The sequence below is a fragment of the Flavobacterium turcicum genome (assembly GCF_011365745.1).
In the GTDB taxonomy this organism is placed as follows: domain Bacteria; phylum Bacteroidota; class Bacteroidia; order Flavobacteriales; family Flavobacteriaceae; genus Flavobacterium; species Flavobacterium turcicum.
Genome location: NZ_JAAOBY010000010.1, coordinates 44,375 through 60,292, shown reverse-complemented (window position 1 = coordinate 60,292; position 15,918 = coordinate 44,375). Strand labels below are relative to the sequence as shown.

The window sequence follows — 15,918 nt, the reverse complement described above, 5'->3', positions numbered from 1 at the left end:
TCGTGCGGGTTCAAGTCCCGCTCTGAGTACTATAGCAACATGAAAAACTCCCTATTTTTAGGGAGTTTTTTGCGTTTAGATAGTGTTAGAGGATGATTCTTTAGGAATATATAAAAATGTCTAAAATTTATTTACAATTAGCAGTATATTAGTAAAAAATTAAAACTAACATAAAATAACTAACCACAATGAAAAGAAGATCCTTCTTAACAACTGCTACCTTAGGTTCAGCCGGACTAAGTACACTTCTGCTTTCAAGTTGCTCTGATGGTGCAAAAAATGTTACAAAAGATAACGACGGTTCCGACTTTGAGATTGATTTTGAATTGGATGAAGAAACTATTTCTAGTTTGCAAAAGAAAATCGAAGATGGTACTTATAGTTCAGAAAAATTAGTTGCTCTTTATTTAAAAAGAATTGAAGCAATTGATAAAAATGGTGCAAAATTAAATTCTGTTATTGAGGTCAATCCTGATGCTTTAGAAATTGCTAAAGCAATGGATGCTGAATTGAAAAATGGAAAAAAGCGAGGGGCATTGCATGGAATACCAGTATTGATAAAAGATAATATAGATACTGCTGATAAAATGCAAACTACAGCAGGAGCATTAGCGCTTGTCGGGAATATTTCCAAAAAAGATGCTTTTATAGTAAGTAAATTACGAGAAGCTGGCGCTGTTATAATTGGTAAAACTAATTTAAGTGAATGGGCAAATTTCCGTTCCACTCAATCTAGTAGTGGATGGAGCAGTAGAGGTGGTCAAACTAAAAATCCTTATTTTTTAGATCGTAATCCTTGTGGGTCAAGTGCTGGCTCTGGTTCGGCAGTTTCAGCAAATTTATGTGTTGTAGCTATTGGTACCGAAACAGATGGCTCTATTGTATGTCCCTCATCTGTAAATGGTATCGTTGGTATTAAACCTACTGTTGGGCTTGTGAGTAGAAGTGGTATCATTCCAATTTCTGCAACTCAAGATACCGCAGGTCCGATGGCAAGAACTGTTGAAGATGCCGCTATACTGCTTTCTGCAATTACAGGTAGTGATCCTTTGGATACCATTACAAGTGAAAGCAAAGGAAAAACAGAGAAAGATTATACTGTTTTTTTGGATTTAAATGCACTAAAAGGGAAACGTATAGGTATTGAGAAGAGGCCTCAAGGTACGAATACTGCTGTTAATACTTTGTTGAATGATGCCATTGAGATCTTGAAAAAACAGGGTGCTACAGTTTTTGAGATAGATTTTATCGATAAAATTAATGCTACTGGGCAATCAGAATTTGAAGTACTGCAGTATGAATTTAAAGATGGAGTCAATAAATACTTAGCCTCTGCTAAGGCAAAAGTTAAAAATTTACAGGATGTCATAGCCTTTAATAAAAGCAATGAAAAAGATGCAATGCCATATTTCAAGCAAGAAACATTAGAAAGTTCCGAAGAAAAAGGATCTCTGTCCGATAAGAAATATACCGAAGCTTTATCAATTAGCTATACTCAAAATAAATCTTTTTTAAAATCTGTTTTTGAAAGTAATAAACTTGATGCAATTTGTGGTATAACGATGGGACCTTCATGTAGTATTGATACTATTTATGGAGATAAATGGGGAAGTTATTCATTAACATCGCCAGCAGCTGTTACTGGTTTTCCGCATATTACGGTGCCTTGTGGGCAAGTTTATGATTTACCTGTGGGTTTGTCTTTTTTTAGTACACCATATCAAGAGGGTAAATTAATTGGGTTAGGATTTGCATTTGAGCAAGCTACCAAGAAACGCGTTAAGCCATCTTTTAAAAAGTCATTTTTATAATAACTCATAAATAAAAAAAAGGGTATTGAGGTACCCTTTTTTATTAGAACTGCAATGCCAACGATTTTTTTATTCTTTAAAATCTATGGATAAAGAATTGACACAATATCTTTGTCCTGTTTTTGTGGGGCCATCATTAAAAACATGTCCCAAATGGCTTCCACAATTTGAACATAAAATCTCTGTGCGTTTCATGCCGTGTGAAGAATCTTCTATGTATTGAACTTTTCCTGGAATCGATTCATCAAATGAAGGCCAACCACAATGTGCATCAAATTTTGAATCACTTTCAAATAAAGGCTCATAACAAGCTCCACAGGTGTAAGTTCCTTTTTCGAAGTGTAAGTTATAAGTCCCTGTATGAGGATATTCGGTGCCTTTTAAGCGTAGAATGCGAAAACGATCTTCACCAAGCTGTTCTTTCCAATCTTGCTCGGATTTTATTATTGGATATTTCATAACTGTCTTTTTAATTGAGTTCTTGACTTTTTATAAATGTAATAATTTTAGAGATTACTGCAGCATTTCCCAGTATTTTTCGATGTCCTAAATTTTCTGTAAGTTCTATTTCGCCCTTGTTTAAATGCTTATAAATATGGTGTGCAGTTGTTACAGGAACTTCTGGATCATGTTTATCGTGCAGAACCAAAACAGGAACTGTAATTGTGCTTGCGGCTCTGAAAGCGGCATGCTCACTCATTTTTGTACCTAGTTTTTTTTCAAAATGACCTATTAGTAAAGGCACATATTTTGAATTTAAACCTAGTTTTTTGACAAAGTTTTCTATCACTTCTTCGATGATGTCACCGCTGCCAATAGCGACAGCACATTTTACTTTTAATCCTTGTTTCATAGCATTAAGTACAGCCATACCTCCTAATGAGTGCCCAATAATGGCATCAAAAGGTCCCATAGTGTTATCAATTTCAAGTATAGATTCAATGAAATCTCCCATTAAACTTGAGTTTCCTGCGGAAGCGCCATGAGCTGGGGCGTCAAAACTAATAGTTGAATAGCCTTCGGCAAGAAGATTATCTGATATTTTAAACAATTGTGTCCCTCTGCCTGACCAACCATGAACTATTAAGATTTTTTTATTGAATGCACCGTTTTCATAAAGTTGAATATCTTGATTCAAAGAGGGAATATATAGCTTTCTTTTACCGCTTTTTTGCAGCATTTGAAATTCTCTTTTGGGAATTTTGTGTTTTACTGGTGTAGTAAAAATTTTCGCAATTAAAAGCACTGTTAATCTCTCAGATAATAAAGAGATTAATTTAGTTGGGACCACTATAATTTTAGGAATTTTCAATGATTCAGTAGCAGGAGAACTTTTTTTTGTCATTTTATTAAATTTTCAAGTCGGTCGAGTTTTTGGTATTTTTTTTACTAAATTTAGAAAAACATAAAAGTAGTATTTTTAAGTTGTAGTTGAAAAGACAAAGTTATAAAGTTGTTGGGTTTAGCTTTCTTATAAAAATTGCTTGTTTAAAAATGGAATAATTTAATAATTCAAATAGATTTTATCACGATGGAAATTTTTCATATCAGTGCCGAATGTTATCCCGTTGCAAAAGTAGGTGGTTTAGCGGACGTCGTGGGTGCCTTACCGAAATATCAATGTAATGCGGGTTATCAAGTTAGGGTTGTGATGCCTTGTTATGATACTAAATTTAGAACTGAAAATCAGTTTGAATGTGTACATTGGGGCAATGTAACTTTAGGGCATTTTAATTTTCCGTTTAGTGTGCTCAAACAAATAGATGATGAATTAGGTTTCGAACTTTACCTGATTGAGATTCCTGAATTATTTGATCGAAAACAAGTTTATGGTTATCAGGATGATATAGAGCGTTTTTTATCTTTTCAAATAGCTACACTTGATTGGATTGTAGGTCGAGCAGAAATTCCAGATGTGCTTAACTGTCACGATCATCATACAGGATTAATTCCTTTTATGACCTTGTATTGTCATAAATATGCCAAATTACGGTCAATATCTACTATGATTACTATTCATAATGGACTATATCAGGGTCAATTTGGATTTGATAAATTGTATTATTTACCGCCTTTTGATTTAGAACATGTAAAACTTTTAGAGTGGGACAATTGTATCAATTCATTAGCTGTTGCAGTCAAATGCGCAGGTGGTGTAACGACTGTTTCTCCGAGTTACCTAAATGAAATAAATTATTTTGCTAACGGTTTAGAGTCGCTTTTTAACTCTGTCAGATATAAATCTCGTGGTATTTTGAACGGAATAGATATTGAGGTTTGGGATCCTGCAAAGGATGTAATGCTGGCAAAAAATTATTCTTTGACTACTGTTCAGAAAGGAAAGCAAGAAAACAAGAACAAATTATGTTCCCTTTTTAATTTCGATCCCGAAAAGCCATTATTCAGTTTTATAGGCAGACTTTTTGACGAAAAAGGCGGAGACTTACTACCTGAAGCTGCATCACGATCGTTGAATGCACATTACAAATCTATTAATATCTTAATTTTAGGTTCAGGAAATGAAGTTATTGAACAACAATTAAATGGACTTTTAACTGAATTTGAGGGTAACTATAACACTTTTATCGGTTATAATGAGGAATTAGCACATTTGATTTATGCTGGTTCTGACTTTATATTGATGCCGTCAAGAGTGGAACCATGTGGTTTAAACCAAATGTATGCCTTAAGATACGGAACCATTCCAATTGTTCGTCGAACAGGTGGTTTGCGCGATACTGTTATTGATTTTGGCGATGATGGTAATGGTATTTGTCATGATCAGGCATCGGCAGATGATGTAGTTTACTCAATAGGTCGTGCGGTAGACTTCTTTCAGGACAAAAAGCATTTGAATCAATTAATAAAGAAAGCCATGCAAACCGATCATTCTTGGGAGCGAGTTTGTCAAGAATATATAGAAATGTACAACCTAATTATATCACATAATGAAAGCTAAAAAGAAAAATGTAATTGCCATTATTTTGGGCGGAGGACAAGGTTCCCGATTGTTCCCTCTTACTGAAACTCGATCTAAACCCGCTGTTCCTATTGGAGGAAAGTATCGTTTAGTAGATATTCCGATTTCTAATTGTATGAATTCAGATATTTATAGAATGTTCGTTTTAACTCAGTTCAACTCAGCTTCGCTTAATGCGCATATAAAAAACACCTATAATTTCAGTATTTTTAGTCATGCTTTTGTTGATATTTTGGCCGCCGAGCAAACTCCAGATAACCCCACTTGGTTTCAAGGTACTGCTGATGCGGTAAGACAGTGTATGCCTCATTTTTTAAATCATGATTTTGATTATGCTTTAATTCTTTCAGGAGATCAATTGTATCAAATGGATTTTAATGATATGGTTGAAGAGCACATCAAAAACGATGCAGACATTACTATTGCAACCTTGCCAGTAAATGCCAAAGATGCCCCAGAATTTGGGATTTTAAAAACTAATAGCGCTAGTGAAATTGAATCGTTTATTGAAAAACCAGCGAAAGAATTATTACCAGATTGGGAATCTGATGTAAGTGACCAAATGAAATCAGAAGGTAAAAACTACCTTGCATCGATGGGAATTTATATTTTCAATCGTCAATTGCTTATTGATATCATGGCCAATAAAGAAACCAAAGATTTTGGCAAAGAGATCATTCCGCAAGCCGTTGGTAACAAAAAAATATTAAGCTATCAGTATGAAGGATACTGGACCGACATTGGAAATATCGATTCGTTTTTTGAGGCAAACATCGGTTTAACCGAAGATTTACCTAAGTTCAATTTATTCGACAACGATAATAAAATTTTTACCAGACCTCGTTTATTACCGCCTTCAAAATTTCAAAAAACCATGGTTGATCGTTCGCTGATTTCAGAAGGTTGCATTTTAAATGCCAAAGAAATTATGAATTCTGTCATAGGGATTCGTTCTCGTGTTGGGGAAGGAACAGTAATTGAGAATTGTTATGTTATGGGTAATGATTTTTATCAAAATATTGATGAAATGACCGCCGATATTAATAACGGACGCCAATTGGTTGGGATTGGAGAAAGATGTTTCTTAAAAAATGCTTTGATTGACAAAAACTGCCGTGTCGGAAATGATGTTCATATCAGTGGTGGCACTCATTTAGCTGATTTTTCAAATGAATTGTACGCAATTAAAGATGGAATTGTTGTAGTCAAAAAAGGAGTCACAATCCCAGATAATTATGAGATTAAATAAATCCTAAACACAAAAAAAGTTTTTACTTACAATTAGTTAGCAGCACATCCACCTCTTATGAGTACAGTTATCACACATTCTTTTTTTACCGATTTTGATATTGATTTATTTAAAGCAGGCAAACATTTTCGGCTTTATGAAAAATTAGGAGCGCACCTCACAACAATCGATGGTGTGGCCGGTGTTTATTTTGCTGTTTGGGCACCATCAGCACGCCAAGTTTCTGTGATAGGAGATTTTAATTTCTGGAATAAAGGGGAGCACGCTCTATCCGTACGCTGGGACTCTTCAGGTATTTGGGAAGGCTTTATACCTGGAGTGCAAAAGGGAACTGCGTACAAATATTTTATAGAATCAAATAATGGAGGTGTTGTGGCAGAAAAAGCAGATCCTTTTGCTTTTTATTGTGAACATCCACCTAGAACGGCATCAATTGTTTGGGATTTAGAACACAAATGGAACGATAGTAATTGGATAAAAAACAGACCAAAATACAATAATTTAGATAAACCTTACTCAGTTTATGAGGTACATCTAGGCTCTTGGAAACGTCATGTTGATGGCAATCGCTTTTTATCCTATGCAGAATTAGCTCAGGATTTGGTTAAGTATGTAAAGGAAATGGGTTTTACTCATGTTGAATTTATGCCCATTATGGAGTATCCGTACGATCCTTCATGGGGCTATCAATTGGTTGGGTATTTTGCGCCAACTTCGCGCTTTGGTAATCCACAAGAATTCATGCAATTGGTCAATGAATTGCATAAAGCCGAAATTGGAGTAATTCTAGATTGGGTTCCATCACATTTTCCGGATGATGCGCATGGGCTTGGTTTTTTTGATGGATCGAATCTTTTTGAACATCCTGATAGAAGAAAAGGTTATCACCCAGATTGGAAAAGTTTGGTTTTTAATTACGGACGAAACGAAGTGCGTTCTTTCTTGATAAGTAATGCCTTGTTTTGGTTAGATCACTATCACGTTGATGCGTTGCGAGTTGATGCTGTTGCCTCGATGTTGTATTTAGATTATTCAAGAAATGATGGTGAATGGGAGCCGAATATTTATGGAGGAAGAGAAAATCTAGAAACGATCAGTTTTTTAAAAGAATTTAATGAAGCTGTTTATGGCAATTACGAAGGTGTGCAAACGATAGCCGAAGAAAGCACTTCTTTTCCTATGGTATCTCGACCAACATCGATTGGTGGTTTGGGTTTTGGAATGAAATGGATGATGGGTTGGATGCACGACACTTTGGATTATTTCAAAAAAGAAACAGTTTATCGAAAATACCATCAAAATGATTTGACTTTTTCGATGACTTATGCTTTTTCTGAGAATTTTATGTTGCCTTTGTCTCATGACGAAGTAGTTTACGGAAAAAAATCCATTTTGGGCAGAATGCCCGGCGATGATTGGCAACGATTTGCAAACCTCAGATTGTTATACGGTTACATGTTTGCGCATCCGGGAGCCAAATTGCTTTTTATGGGTAACGAATTTGCGCAAGAAAAAGAGTGGAATTTCGAAGCTAGCTTAGATTGGCATTTGCTCGAACAACCCAATCATTTGGGAATTAAAAAACTCATCACCGATTTGAATGCTTTGTACAAAAAGGAAACAGCCCTTCATGAAAAACAATTTGAGGGCGGTGGTTTTGAATGGATCAATTATTCTGATCATCAAAATGCAGTTTTATCCTTTATTAGAAAAGGGAAAAATTCCAATGAAGATGTGATTGTAGTTTGCAATTTTACCCAAGTAGTTCGTCAGGATTACAAAATTGGTATGCCGCGCACTGGCAAGCTTCAAGAAATACTCAATAGTGATGCCACGCAATATGAGGGAAGCGGCGTTTCGAATACTTCAAAATTAACAATTGAAGCCACTCCATATGATGGCAGAGATTACTCGGTTGCAATTACACTTCCGCCTTTAAGTGTAGTTATTTTTAAAATTGTTTAAATAATATCCCAAGCCATTTAATTTATCTTAAGTGGCTTTTCGATTTACTAGGTTTAGTCAAAATACCACAAATCATGATTACAAATACTTCGTTAGAGTACAAAGGAGATACCTATCCGTCAAGAATTGTTTTAGTAGAGCAAAACGTCGATTCTTTTTATTTTCATTCAGAGAATAATGTTATCTTAAAAATTACGGTGCTACGTGATAGTTTAATTCGATTTCGATATACCACAAAAGGATATTTTAGTACTGATTTTTCGTATGCAATTGATAAAAGTCATACGCATGGATATAATTTTTTAGAATTTCAAGAATTTGAGCAATTTTACAGAATTACTACGAGTAAAGTGAATTGCATTATTCAAAAAGCTGATTTGCGCGTTGCTATTTTAGACAAAAATAATCACCTGATTCTTGAAGATGAACTTGGTTTTCATTGGGAAGAAAGTAACGAATATGGCGGAAACATTGTCAAAATGAGTAAAACTTCTAGAGATGGAGAATGTTTTTATGGCTTAGGTGACAAAGCTACTCAGATGAATTTGAAGGGAAAACGACTCGAAAATTTTGCGACCGATCAGTACGCTTATCAAAAAGATCAAGAGCCTTTGTATAAAGTAGTTCCTTTTTATATTGGCTTACACAACAAGCAATCGTACGGAATTTTCTTTGACAATACGTTCCGTACTTTTTTTGATTTTTGCCATGAGCGTCGCAACGTAACTAGTTTTTGGGCCGAAGGCGGCGAAATGAATTATTACTTTATTTATGGCCCTCAAATGCAGGATGTGGTCACCACTTACACCGATTTAACTGGCAAGCCTGAACTACCGCCTTTGTGGGCTTTGGGTTACCATCAATGCAAGTGGAGTTATTTTCCGGAGAGCAATTTAAAGGAGATTGTTGCAACTTTCAGAGAACTAAAAATTCCGTGTGATGCGATTTATTTAGATATTGATTATATGGATGGTTTCAGGTGTTTTACTTGGAATAAGTCGCATTTTCCGGACCCAAAACGTATGGTGGCCGAGTTGGCAGAAGATGGTTTTAAAACAATCGTAATTATTGATCCCGGAATAAAAATCGATAAAGAATATGCCATTTACCAAGAAGCTTTAGCCAAAGATTATTTTTGTAAAAGAGCCGATGGGCCTTATATGAAAGGGAAAGTTTGGCCTGGCGAATGTAATTTTCCTGATTTCACCAATCCTGTGGTGCGTGAGTGGTGGGCAACTTTATTCAAAGAACTAGTTTCAGATTTTGGGGTAAAAGGAGTTTGGAACGATATGAATGAACCTGCTGTCATGGAAGTGCCAAACAAAACATTTCCTATGGATGTACGTCACGATTATGACGGAAACCCTTGCAGCCACAGAAAAGCACATAATATTTACGGAACTCAGATGGCGCGTGCTACCTATCATGGTGTAAAAAGATATGCCTATCCTAAAAGACCTTTTGTAATTACCAGATCAGCTTTTGCAGGAGCGCAACGCTACACCTCGTCTTGGACAGGTGACAATGTGGCGACATGGGAGCATTTGTGGTTGGCTAATATTCAAGTGCAACGCTTGTCACTTTCGGGAATGGGCTTCACCGGCTCTGATATCGGTGGTTTTGCAGAACAACCTTCGGGAGAGTTGTACGCGCGTTGGATTCAGTTGGGCGTATTTCATCCATTTTGTAGAACGCATTCTTCGGGCGATCATGGGCATCAAGAACCTTGGGCATTTGATGAAGAAGTTCTAAATATTACTCGAAAATTTGTCAATCTGAGGTACCAATTACTCCCGTATTTGTATACTATGTTTTGGCAGTATATCAAAGAAGGTGTTCCGATGTTAAAACCACTAGTTTATTTTGACCAAGAAGATATTCAAACGCATTACCGTAACGACGAATTTATCTTTGGTAATCAAATAATGGTTTGCCCAATACTTGAACCTAATGCTTTAGGTAGAAGATTGTACATTCCGCGTGGGCAGTGGTATAATTACTGGAATAACACAGCAATGACGGGCGGAAAAGAACTTTGGATTGATACTGATTTTGATCAGATTCCACTTTTTGTAAAAGCAGGTGCTATTATTCCGAAATATCCAGTGCAACAATATGTTGGTGAACTGACTTTTGAAGAACTGACTTTGGACGTTTATTTCAAAAATGGAAAAGAAAAATCAGTAGTTTACGAAGATGCACAAGACGGCTACGATTATAAAAAAGGCAGGTTCAGTTTACTTTCTTTTCAATTAACAGGTAAAGAAAATGAACTTATGATTCAGCAACATAAAGAGGGGAAATTTGAAACTTCATACAAGAACTACAAAATAAATTTAATTGGTTTGCCTTTTGAAGTTCGTTCCATCGAAATTGATACAGTTGCTGTTTCATTAGATGCGGATGGCTATATTCAAAATGGATTTTTGTTTGTAGAAAAAGGTTTTTCAGTGCTGCATATTAAAGGTTAGAGCACAAAATGATGTTACTTTTTTTGTTAATTGTATAAATTGAGCGTGGATATTAATTGTATTTTTGTTGACAACAAACACCAAATATTATGAAAAAAAATCTAATAGCAGGAATAGCAGTAGTAGCACTTGTAGTAGCTTGCTCAACTAATCCTATAACGGGAAAAAAGAATTTTAATTTTGTTTCTAACAGCCAATTATTCCCATCTTCATTTCAACAATACGGGACTTTTTTGAAAGAAAATAAAGTAATTACAGGTACGGCTGAATCAAGAAAAGTGGAAGCGATTGGTTTCCGAATCAAAGCAGCAGCAGAAAAATACTTAACTTATTTGGGAAAAGCAGAATATTTAAAAGATTATCAGTGGGAATATAAACTGGTAGATAGTAAAGAGGTTAATGCTTGGTGTATGCCTGGTGGTAAAATTGTGGTATACTCGGGTATTTTACCAATTACGAAAGATGATGCAGGATTAGCAACTGTAATGGGGCATGAAGTATCACATGCTTTGGCTGATCATGGTGCGCAACGTATGAGTACAGCACAAGCTCAAGAGGTTCTTGGTCAAGTTATAGCTGTAGGAGTATCTGGTAAAAGTGAAAGAACGCAGCAAATTATTGGTCAAGCCTATGGTTTAGGTTCACAATTTGGAGTTATGTTACCATTTAGCCGAAACCACGAAACGGAAGCGGATAAAATTGGATTGACCTTGATGGCTATTGCAGGATACAACCCAGAGCAATCTATTGCATTTTGGCAACGTATGTCAGCAAAATCTGGTGGCCAAGCACCGCCAGAATTCATGAGTACGCACCCATCTGATGCAACTCGTATAGCTAATTTACAAGCTTTTATTCCAGAAGCTAAAGCTATTGCAGCACAAGTGGGAGTTTTGAAATAATCTTATTTTTAGAGAAGTAATACAGGCTAACTGAATACAGTTAGCCTTTTTTCATTTGTAGGATGAAGTACTTTACTAAAATTTGTAGGTTATCTTTAGATAAATTTTTACAGCAATAAGCTTGAGTTACGTGAAAAAGAAATAAATTCGTGCAGTAAATAAAATTCTATGGTACAGCTTGAAAAAGGAAGTAAGAAGTTATTAAATGCATGGGCATTTTACGATTGGGCAAACTCTGTGTATACCCTAACGATTGCCTCGGCGGTATTTCCAATTTTTTATGAAGCACTTTTTGCAGAGCGTGACCATTACATAGATGTATTTGGTCTGCACTTAAAAAACTCTGCATTAATTAGTTTCGTTACTGCCTTCGCTTTTTTAGTGGTATCGTTTTTGTCTCCCTTACTTTCCGGAATAGCTGATTATTTAGGCGACAAAAAGTCGTTTATGAAATTCTTCTGTTACATGGGCGCACTCTCTTGTATGGGATTGTATTGGTTTGAGTTGGACTCTATTTACATTGGTTTATTATTTTATTTCTTGGGTTTGATTGGTTATTGGGGGAGTTTGGTATTTTACAACTCGTATTTGCCAGATATTGCTTTTCCGGAGCAGCAGGACAGCATTAGTGCTAAAGGGTATTCTATGGGCTACGTAGGAAGTGTGATTTTATTAGTCATCAATCTTGGAATGATCATGAAGCCAAAATTGTTTGGCATTACAGGAACCGATAGTGAAGCAGCCATGAAAGCCATGCGTTATTCCTTTGTGATGGTGGGTGTTTGGTGGGTTTTGTTCAGTCAATATTCGTATTACTTTTTACCGAAAGGGAGTGCTGTTAAAAATCAAAAAATCAGTAAAGCAGTTGTTTTTAACGGATTCAAAGAATTAAAAAAAGTTTGGCAGTTACTGAAACAAAATATTCCACTTTTGCGCTACTTGCGTAGTTTTTTCGTGTCGAGTATGGCTGTTCAAACGGTGATGTTGGTAGCAACCTATTTTGGTGCGCAAGAAATAGAATGGAGTACAAAAGAGGAGGGAACCATTGGACTGATTATATGTATTTTATTGATTCAATTAGTTGCTGTTTTGGGAGCTTTCTTAACTTCAAAGGCATCAGGTCGTTTTGGTAATATTCCAACTCTAATTGCAATCAATAGCATTTGGTTGGTTTTATGTGCATTGGCTTATTTCATTACACAACCTACAGAATTTTATATTATGGCTGGTTGTATTGGATTGGTAATGGGTGGAATTCAATCTTTATCACGCAGCACGTACTCTAAATTGTTGCCGGAGACAGAAGACACAGCTTCATTTTTTAGTTTTTATGACGTAGCCGAGAAAATAGGGATTGTGATTGGTATGATTGTTTACGGTGTTGTAGATCAAGTGACCGGAAGTCCTAGAACAGCTATCTTAATTTTGGCGTTGTTTTTTCTAACGGCAATTGTTTTGTTAAATAAAGTGCCAAAAAAAGGTGCTTTAGATAACTAAAACACCTTTCTATAATTTTAAATATTTCTTACTAGGCTTTAGAAATTGAGCCAGAGCCATTTACTTTAGTGTCTTTTTTCTTTGGGTCGCCTTTGTATTGAATATCACCAGATCCTGAAACGCGCGCGCGAATCATTTCGGAGCAATAAACGGTAGTATCTCCAGAGCCCGACACGGTTGCATCGGCATTTTGTGCTTTCAGCTTACTGGTATCTATATCACCTGAACCACTTAATACGGTGGTGATTTCAGCAGAAGAACCGCTTAAATTAATATCTCCAGACCCAGTTAAAGTTACATCAACATTGGTAGCACGCACATCTAAATTCATATCACCAGAACCCGTTAATTGAACCTGAAAAGATTTTGATTCAATAGGATTTTTTGTAGTAACATCTCCTGATCCGGTCATTGCCACCTTTGAAATTGACTCAAGAGGAACTGTGATGATAATTTCTTTTCCTTTACTAGGGCTGATGTATTTGTTTTTTTCAGATGCAATCTTCAATTGATTATTTTCAACTGAAATATTGATGTATTCTAGTAAATTTTCTTCGCCTTTTATGGTGATGTTGCCCTCTTTTCCTTCGACTAAAACCACATCAAAAAAGCCTGTTACAGCAATTCCATCATAACTTGCAGTAGTTTTTTGTTGGGTAATTACGTTGCCATTTCCTGTTATTTTTCCTTTGCTAGACCATTGCGCTTGCACAAAAGAAGTGGCTAAAATGGCAAAAGTAAGTGCTAATAGTTTTGTCTTTTTCATAGTTATTGTTGTTTATTGGTTTTGTGTTAAAGAAATATTTCCGTATCCGGATGTAATTGTCATTGTGTTTTGTCCTCGCTTTTTATGAAACCCTTCGTAGCGTTTATTATTTGAAACTTCTTCTTTGTTATCTATTTCTAAATCAGATGAATATTTAAAATTAGCATATTTTAAATTGACATCAAAGTCAAACGCGTAATTAGGGTGATATCTTAAATTAATTCCAGTGTAATCGCCTTTAATACTTACATTTTTGGCTTTGGCAGAAAGGTTTTGAACGGTTAATGAACTATATTGTGTGGCTAGTTTTAAGGCGTTGGACACTTCGCCAAGACGGATGGTTAAATAATTTCCTGTGGCTTCAAGAATTTGAACCGCATCAAATTTGATTTTGCCGTACGTGCAATCGTATCTGATCATGTCAGCGCTAGTGATTTCTACATCAGTATAGTCAGCGTTTAAATCGAGTTTGCCAACTTCGGCGATTTTTATACTCGAATATTTGGCCTGTATTGTTCCAGTGCGCAATGAACTCATGCTAGAATTAGAACAATACTCTAAATTATATTCACTATTTCCTGACACTTTTCCCATAGTCACTTTTCCGTATTTGCAGGTGATGTTGGCATCAGCATTGATATCGGCAACCAATATAGAACCGTATTTGTTTACTAATTTAACGCCTCCTTTATTTGGAATTTTAATGGTGTAATTGATTTCAAAGTTGTTGTTTTTACTTTTTCCGTTGTATGAAGTGTTTTCCAGAATAGTTTTGGCGCTTACTAAATTTTTTAAGGCTGTGATAGCAATTGAAATATTGTCAATTCGCTGGTTTACATATTTTTCATTATCTCCACTTACTTTTATTAAAACATCAATTTCGATGATATCTTGATTCCAAGTAGTTACGGTTATATTTCCGTAGGAATTGTCAATTGCTACCGTGGCATCAGCGTTGACATAATACGCTTTTTTTATATTTTTTTGCTTATTGTGTGCAAAATCATCTGAATTCGCTTGCGCTAAAAATGGAAGAAAAAGCAGTAGGAAAAGTAGTTTACATTGTTTTTTCATCGGGTATGTTTATTTTTCGTTCGTTTTCTTCAATGTGCTGTAGCACCGTTTGCAAAAATGAAATTCGAGTTTGTAAATTGGCAATCATGGCTTGTAAAATGGGTTTGCTTTCTCCATTTTTCTCGAGTTCTAGAATTATTTTTTCATAATCGGCATCAAGAACCTTCATTTGCTGTAAAGCGTCGGCAATTATTTTTTTGTTTTCAGGCGATTCTTTTTCATTGAGTTTATCCAGCTCTTTTTTGATGATTACTGTAAAAATTGAATCGGTTTGCTTAGTTTCTTGAGAAGCAAAATGTAAGTTGGGCTTTGGGGGTGCTGCTTTATTAAAAAGTGTGATTGTCATTATTAGCAATAGTGAAGCAGCAATACTTAACGGAATCAAGTACTTTTTAAATGATTTTTTTTGTTTTAGTTTATTTTTGAATCTGTTCTCGTGACCTTCTAGTAATGGTGTTACATCCCATTCGTCTTGCCAAGTTTCAAATAATTCATTCCAATTTTCATTTTCCTTTTTCATAATTCCTCCAGTTTTTTTCGTAAATTTTCTTTTGCTCTACTCAATGTGGTTCTCACATTGGCATAACTTATATTTAGGATTTCGCTAATTTCTTCTTGGTCATAACCTTCAATAAAATGCAAGCTCAATACCACTTGGTAATTGTATTTGAGTGTTCCAATACAGTCTATAATTTGTTTTACTTTTAGCTCTTTAAATTCGGCTATATCGACACAATTTTCAGTTTGATCTTCTAATTTGAAAATGGTATTTTCAAAATCTTCTGTTTTAAAAACATTATTTTTCTTTAAAAAATCAATACTTCGATTGACAACTATTCTTTTAAGCCAAGCACCAAAAGCCACTTCTTGTTTGTAATCGTCAATTTTAGTAAAGGCTTTCAAGAAACTTTCTTGCATCACATCTTCTGCATAATGGCTGTCCTTTACAATGCGGTGCGCTACATTATACATAGCCTTTGCATATCGATTGTAAATTTCGAATTGTGCTTTTTGATTGTTTTGTTTGCAACTTGCAATCAAGTCGTCGATATGGTTTTCTTTTGAATTCAAATAGTTTAAGCTAGTTATGTAAAGAGACTTTGAAAATTTGGTTTTGTTACACTTTTGTAAAAAAATAGTGTAATTGACTTTACTTTGTGTTTTAAAATGGATTAAAATAGCATTGATGCTTTTTTTGTAACC

13 protein-coding genes are annotated in these 15,918 nt (G+C 35.2%); 7 read left to right on the top strand and 6 right to left on the bottom strand.

Annotated elements, in window-relative coordinates; all coding sequences use genetic code 11:
* Positions 1 to 188 precede the first annotated feature (188 nt).
* Positions 189 to 1,811: an amidase gene (locus G9Q29_RS14340; protein ID WP_166138981.1), complete on the top strand. Its 1,623-nt coding sequence runs from the start codon at positions 189 to 191 to the stop codon at positions 1,809 to 1,811.
* A gap of 69 nt (positions 1,812 to 1,880) precedes the next feature.
* Here G9Q29_RS14340 and msrB read toward each other — a convergent pair whose 3' ends face one another.
* Complete coding sequence (gene msrB / locus G9Q29_RS14335) at positions 1,881 to 2,270, bottom strand: peptide-methionine (R)-S-oxide reductase MsrB (protein WP_166138978.1); 390 nt, start codon at positions 2,268 to 2,270, stop codon at positions 1,881 to 1,883.
* Positions 2,271 to 2,280: 10 nt separating this feature from the next.
* On the bottom strand, positions 2,281 to 3,156 hold the full coding sequence (locus tag G9Q29_RS14330; protein WP_166138974.1) for an alpha/beta fold hydrolase: 876 nt from the start codon (positions 3,154 to 3,156) through the stop codon (positions 2,281 to 2,283).
* 186 nt (positions 3,157 to 3,342) lie between these two features.
* Here G9Q29_RS14330 and G9Q29_RS14325 point away from each other — a divergent pair, with 186 nt between their 5' ends.
* The 6 genes from G9Q29_RS14325 to G9Q29_RS14300 all read left to right on the top strand — a co-directional run bounded on the left by G9Q29_RS14325 (position 3,343) and on the right by G9Q29_RS14300 (position 12,875).
* Entirely contained in the window at positions 3,343 to 4,770 is a 1,428-nt protein-coding gene (locus G9Q29_RS14325; protein WP_166138971.1) for a glycogen synthase, read from the top strand.
* Complete coding sequence (locus G9Q29_RS14320; protein WP_166138968.1) at positions 4,760 to 6,040, top strand: glucose-1-phosphate adenylyltransferase; 1,281 nt, start codon at positions 4,760 to 4,762, stop codon at positions 6,038 to 6,040. The genes G9Q29_RS14325 and G9Q29_RS14320 overlap by 11 nt, the downstream gene beginning before the upstream one ends.
* Positions 6,041 to 6,097: 57 nt before the next feature.
* Entirely contained in the window at positions 6,098 to 8,005 is a 1,908-nt protein-coding gene (gene glgB / locus G9Q29_RS14315; RefSeq protein ID WP_166138964.1) for a 1,4-alpha-glucan branching protein GlgB, read from the top strand.
* Positions 8,006 to 8,079: 74 nt separating this feature from the next.
* The gene (locus tag G9Q29_RS14310) at positions 8,080 to 10,476 is read left to right on the top strand and encodes a glycoside hydrolase family 31 protein (protein ID WP_166138961.1); all 2,397 of its coding nucleotides are present in this window, start codon (positions 8,080 to 8,082) and stop codon (positions 10,474 to 10,476) included.
* 89 nt (positions 10,477 to 10,565) lie between these two features.
* The gene (locus tag G9Q29_RS14305) at positions 10,566 to 11,378 is read left to right on the top strand and encodes a M48 family metallopeptidase (protein ID WP_166138956.1); all 813 of its coding nucleotides are present in this window, start codon (positions 10,566 to 10,568) and stop codon (positions 11,376 to 11,378) included.
* Between the two features lie 168 nt (positions 11,379 to 11,546).
* Positions 11,547 to 12,875, top strand: a complete 1,329-nt coding sequence (locus tag G9Q29_RS14300; RefSeq protein WP_166138953.1) for an MFS transporter — start codon at positions 11,547 to 11,549, stop codon at positions 12,873 to 12,875.
* A gap of 31 nt (positions 12,876 to 12,906) precedes the next feature.
* Here the strand turns inward: G9Q29_RS14300 and G9Q29_RS14295 are convergent, their stop codons facing one another.
* Genes G9Q29_RS14295 through G9Q29_RS14280 form a run of 4 tightly spaced genes read right to left on the bottom strand, consistent with a single transcriptional unit; the run spans position 12,907 to position 15,786 of the window.
* Positions 12,907 to 13,641: a head GIN domain-containing protein gene (locus G9Q29_RS14295; RefSeq protein ID WP_166138949.1), complete on the bottom strand. Its 735-nt coding sequence runs from the start codon at positions 13,639 to 13,641 to the stop codon at positions 12,907 to 12,909.
* Positions 13,642 to 13,653: 12 nt separating this feature from the next.
* Positions 13,654 to 14,715, bottom strand: coding sequence for a hypothetical protein (locus G9Q29_RS14290; protein WP_166138946.1), 1,062 nt, complete (start codon positions 14,713 to 14,715; stop codon positions 13,654 to 13,656).
* Positions 14,699 to 15,235, bottom strand: a complete 537-nt coding sequence (locus G9Q29_RS14285) for an anti-sigma factor (RefSeq protein ID WP_166138943.1) — start codon at positions 15,233 to 15,235, stop codon at positions 14,699 to 14,701. The genes G9Q29_RS14290 and G9Q29_RS14285 overlap by 17 nt, the downstream gene beginning before the upstream one ends.
* Positions 15,232 to 15,786 carry an RNA polymerase sigma factor gene (locus G9Q29_RS14280; RefSeq protein WP_166138940.1) on the bottom strand — a complete coding sequence of 185 codons (555 nt, stop codon included), beginning with the start codon at positions 15,784 to 15,786 and terminating at the stop codon, positions 15,232 to 15,234. The genes G9Q29_RS14285 and G9Q29_RS14280 overlap by 4 nt, the downstream gene beginning before the upstream one ends.
* Positions 15,787 to 15,918 lie beyond the last annotated feature (132 nt).

Bases quoted from the DNA above. Each gene is read 5' to 3' on its own strand.
- G9Q29_RS14320 (WP_166138968.1), top strand. From the start codon at position 4,760: ATGAAAGCTAAAAAGAAAAATGTAATTGCCATTATTTTGGGCGGAGGA.
- msrB (WP_166138978.1), bottom strand. From the start codon at position 2,270: ATGAAATATCCAATAATAAAATCCGAGCAAGATTGGAAAGAACAGCTT.
- G9Q29_RS14330 (WP_166138974.1), bottom strand. From the start codon at position 3,156: ATGACAAAAAAAAGTTCTCCTGCTACTGAATCATTGAAAATTCCTAAA.
- G9Q29_RS14295 (WP_166138949.1), bottom strand. From the start codon at position 13,641: ATGAAAAAGACAAAACTATTAGCACTTACTTTTGCCATTTTAGCCACT.
- G9Q29_RS14310 (WP_166138961.1), top strand. From the start codon at position 8,080: ATGATTACAAATACTTCGTTAGAGTACAAAGGAGATACCTATCCGTCA.
- G9Q29_RS14285 (WP_166138943.1), bottom strand. From the start codon at position 15,235: ATGAAAAAGGAAAATGAAAATTGGAATGAATTATTTGAAACTTGGCAA.
- glgB (WP_166138964.1), top strand. From the start codon at position 6,098: ATGAGTACAGTTATCACACATTCTTTTTTTACCGATTTTGATATTGAT.
- G9Q29_RS14290 (WP_166138946.1), bottom strand. From the start codon at position 14,715: ATGAAAAAACAATGTAAACTACTTTTCCTACTGCTTTTTCTTCCATTT.
- G9Q29_RS14340 (WP_166138981.1), top strand. From the start codon at position 189: ATGAAAAGAAGATCCTTCTTAACAACTGCTACCTTAGGTTCAGCCGGA.
- G9Q29_RS14300 (WP_166138953.1), top strand. From the start codon at position 11,547: ATGGTACAGCTTGAAAAAGGAAGTAAGAAGTTATTAAATGCATGGGCA.
- G9Q29_RS14305 (WP_166138956.1), top strand. From the start codon at position 10,566: ATGAAAAAAAATCTAATAGCAGGAATAGCAGTAGTAGCACTTGTAGTA.
- G9Q29_RS14325 (WP_166138971.1), top strand. From the start codon at position 3,343: ATGGAAATTTTTCATATCAGTGCCGAATGTTATCCCGTTGCAAAAGTA.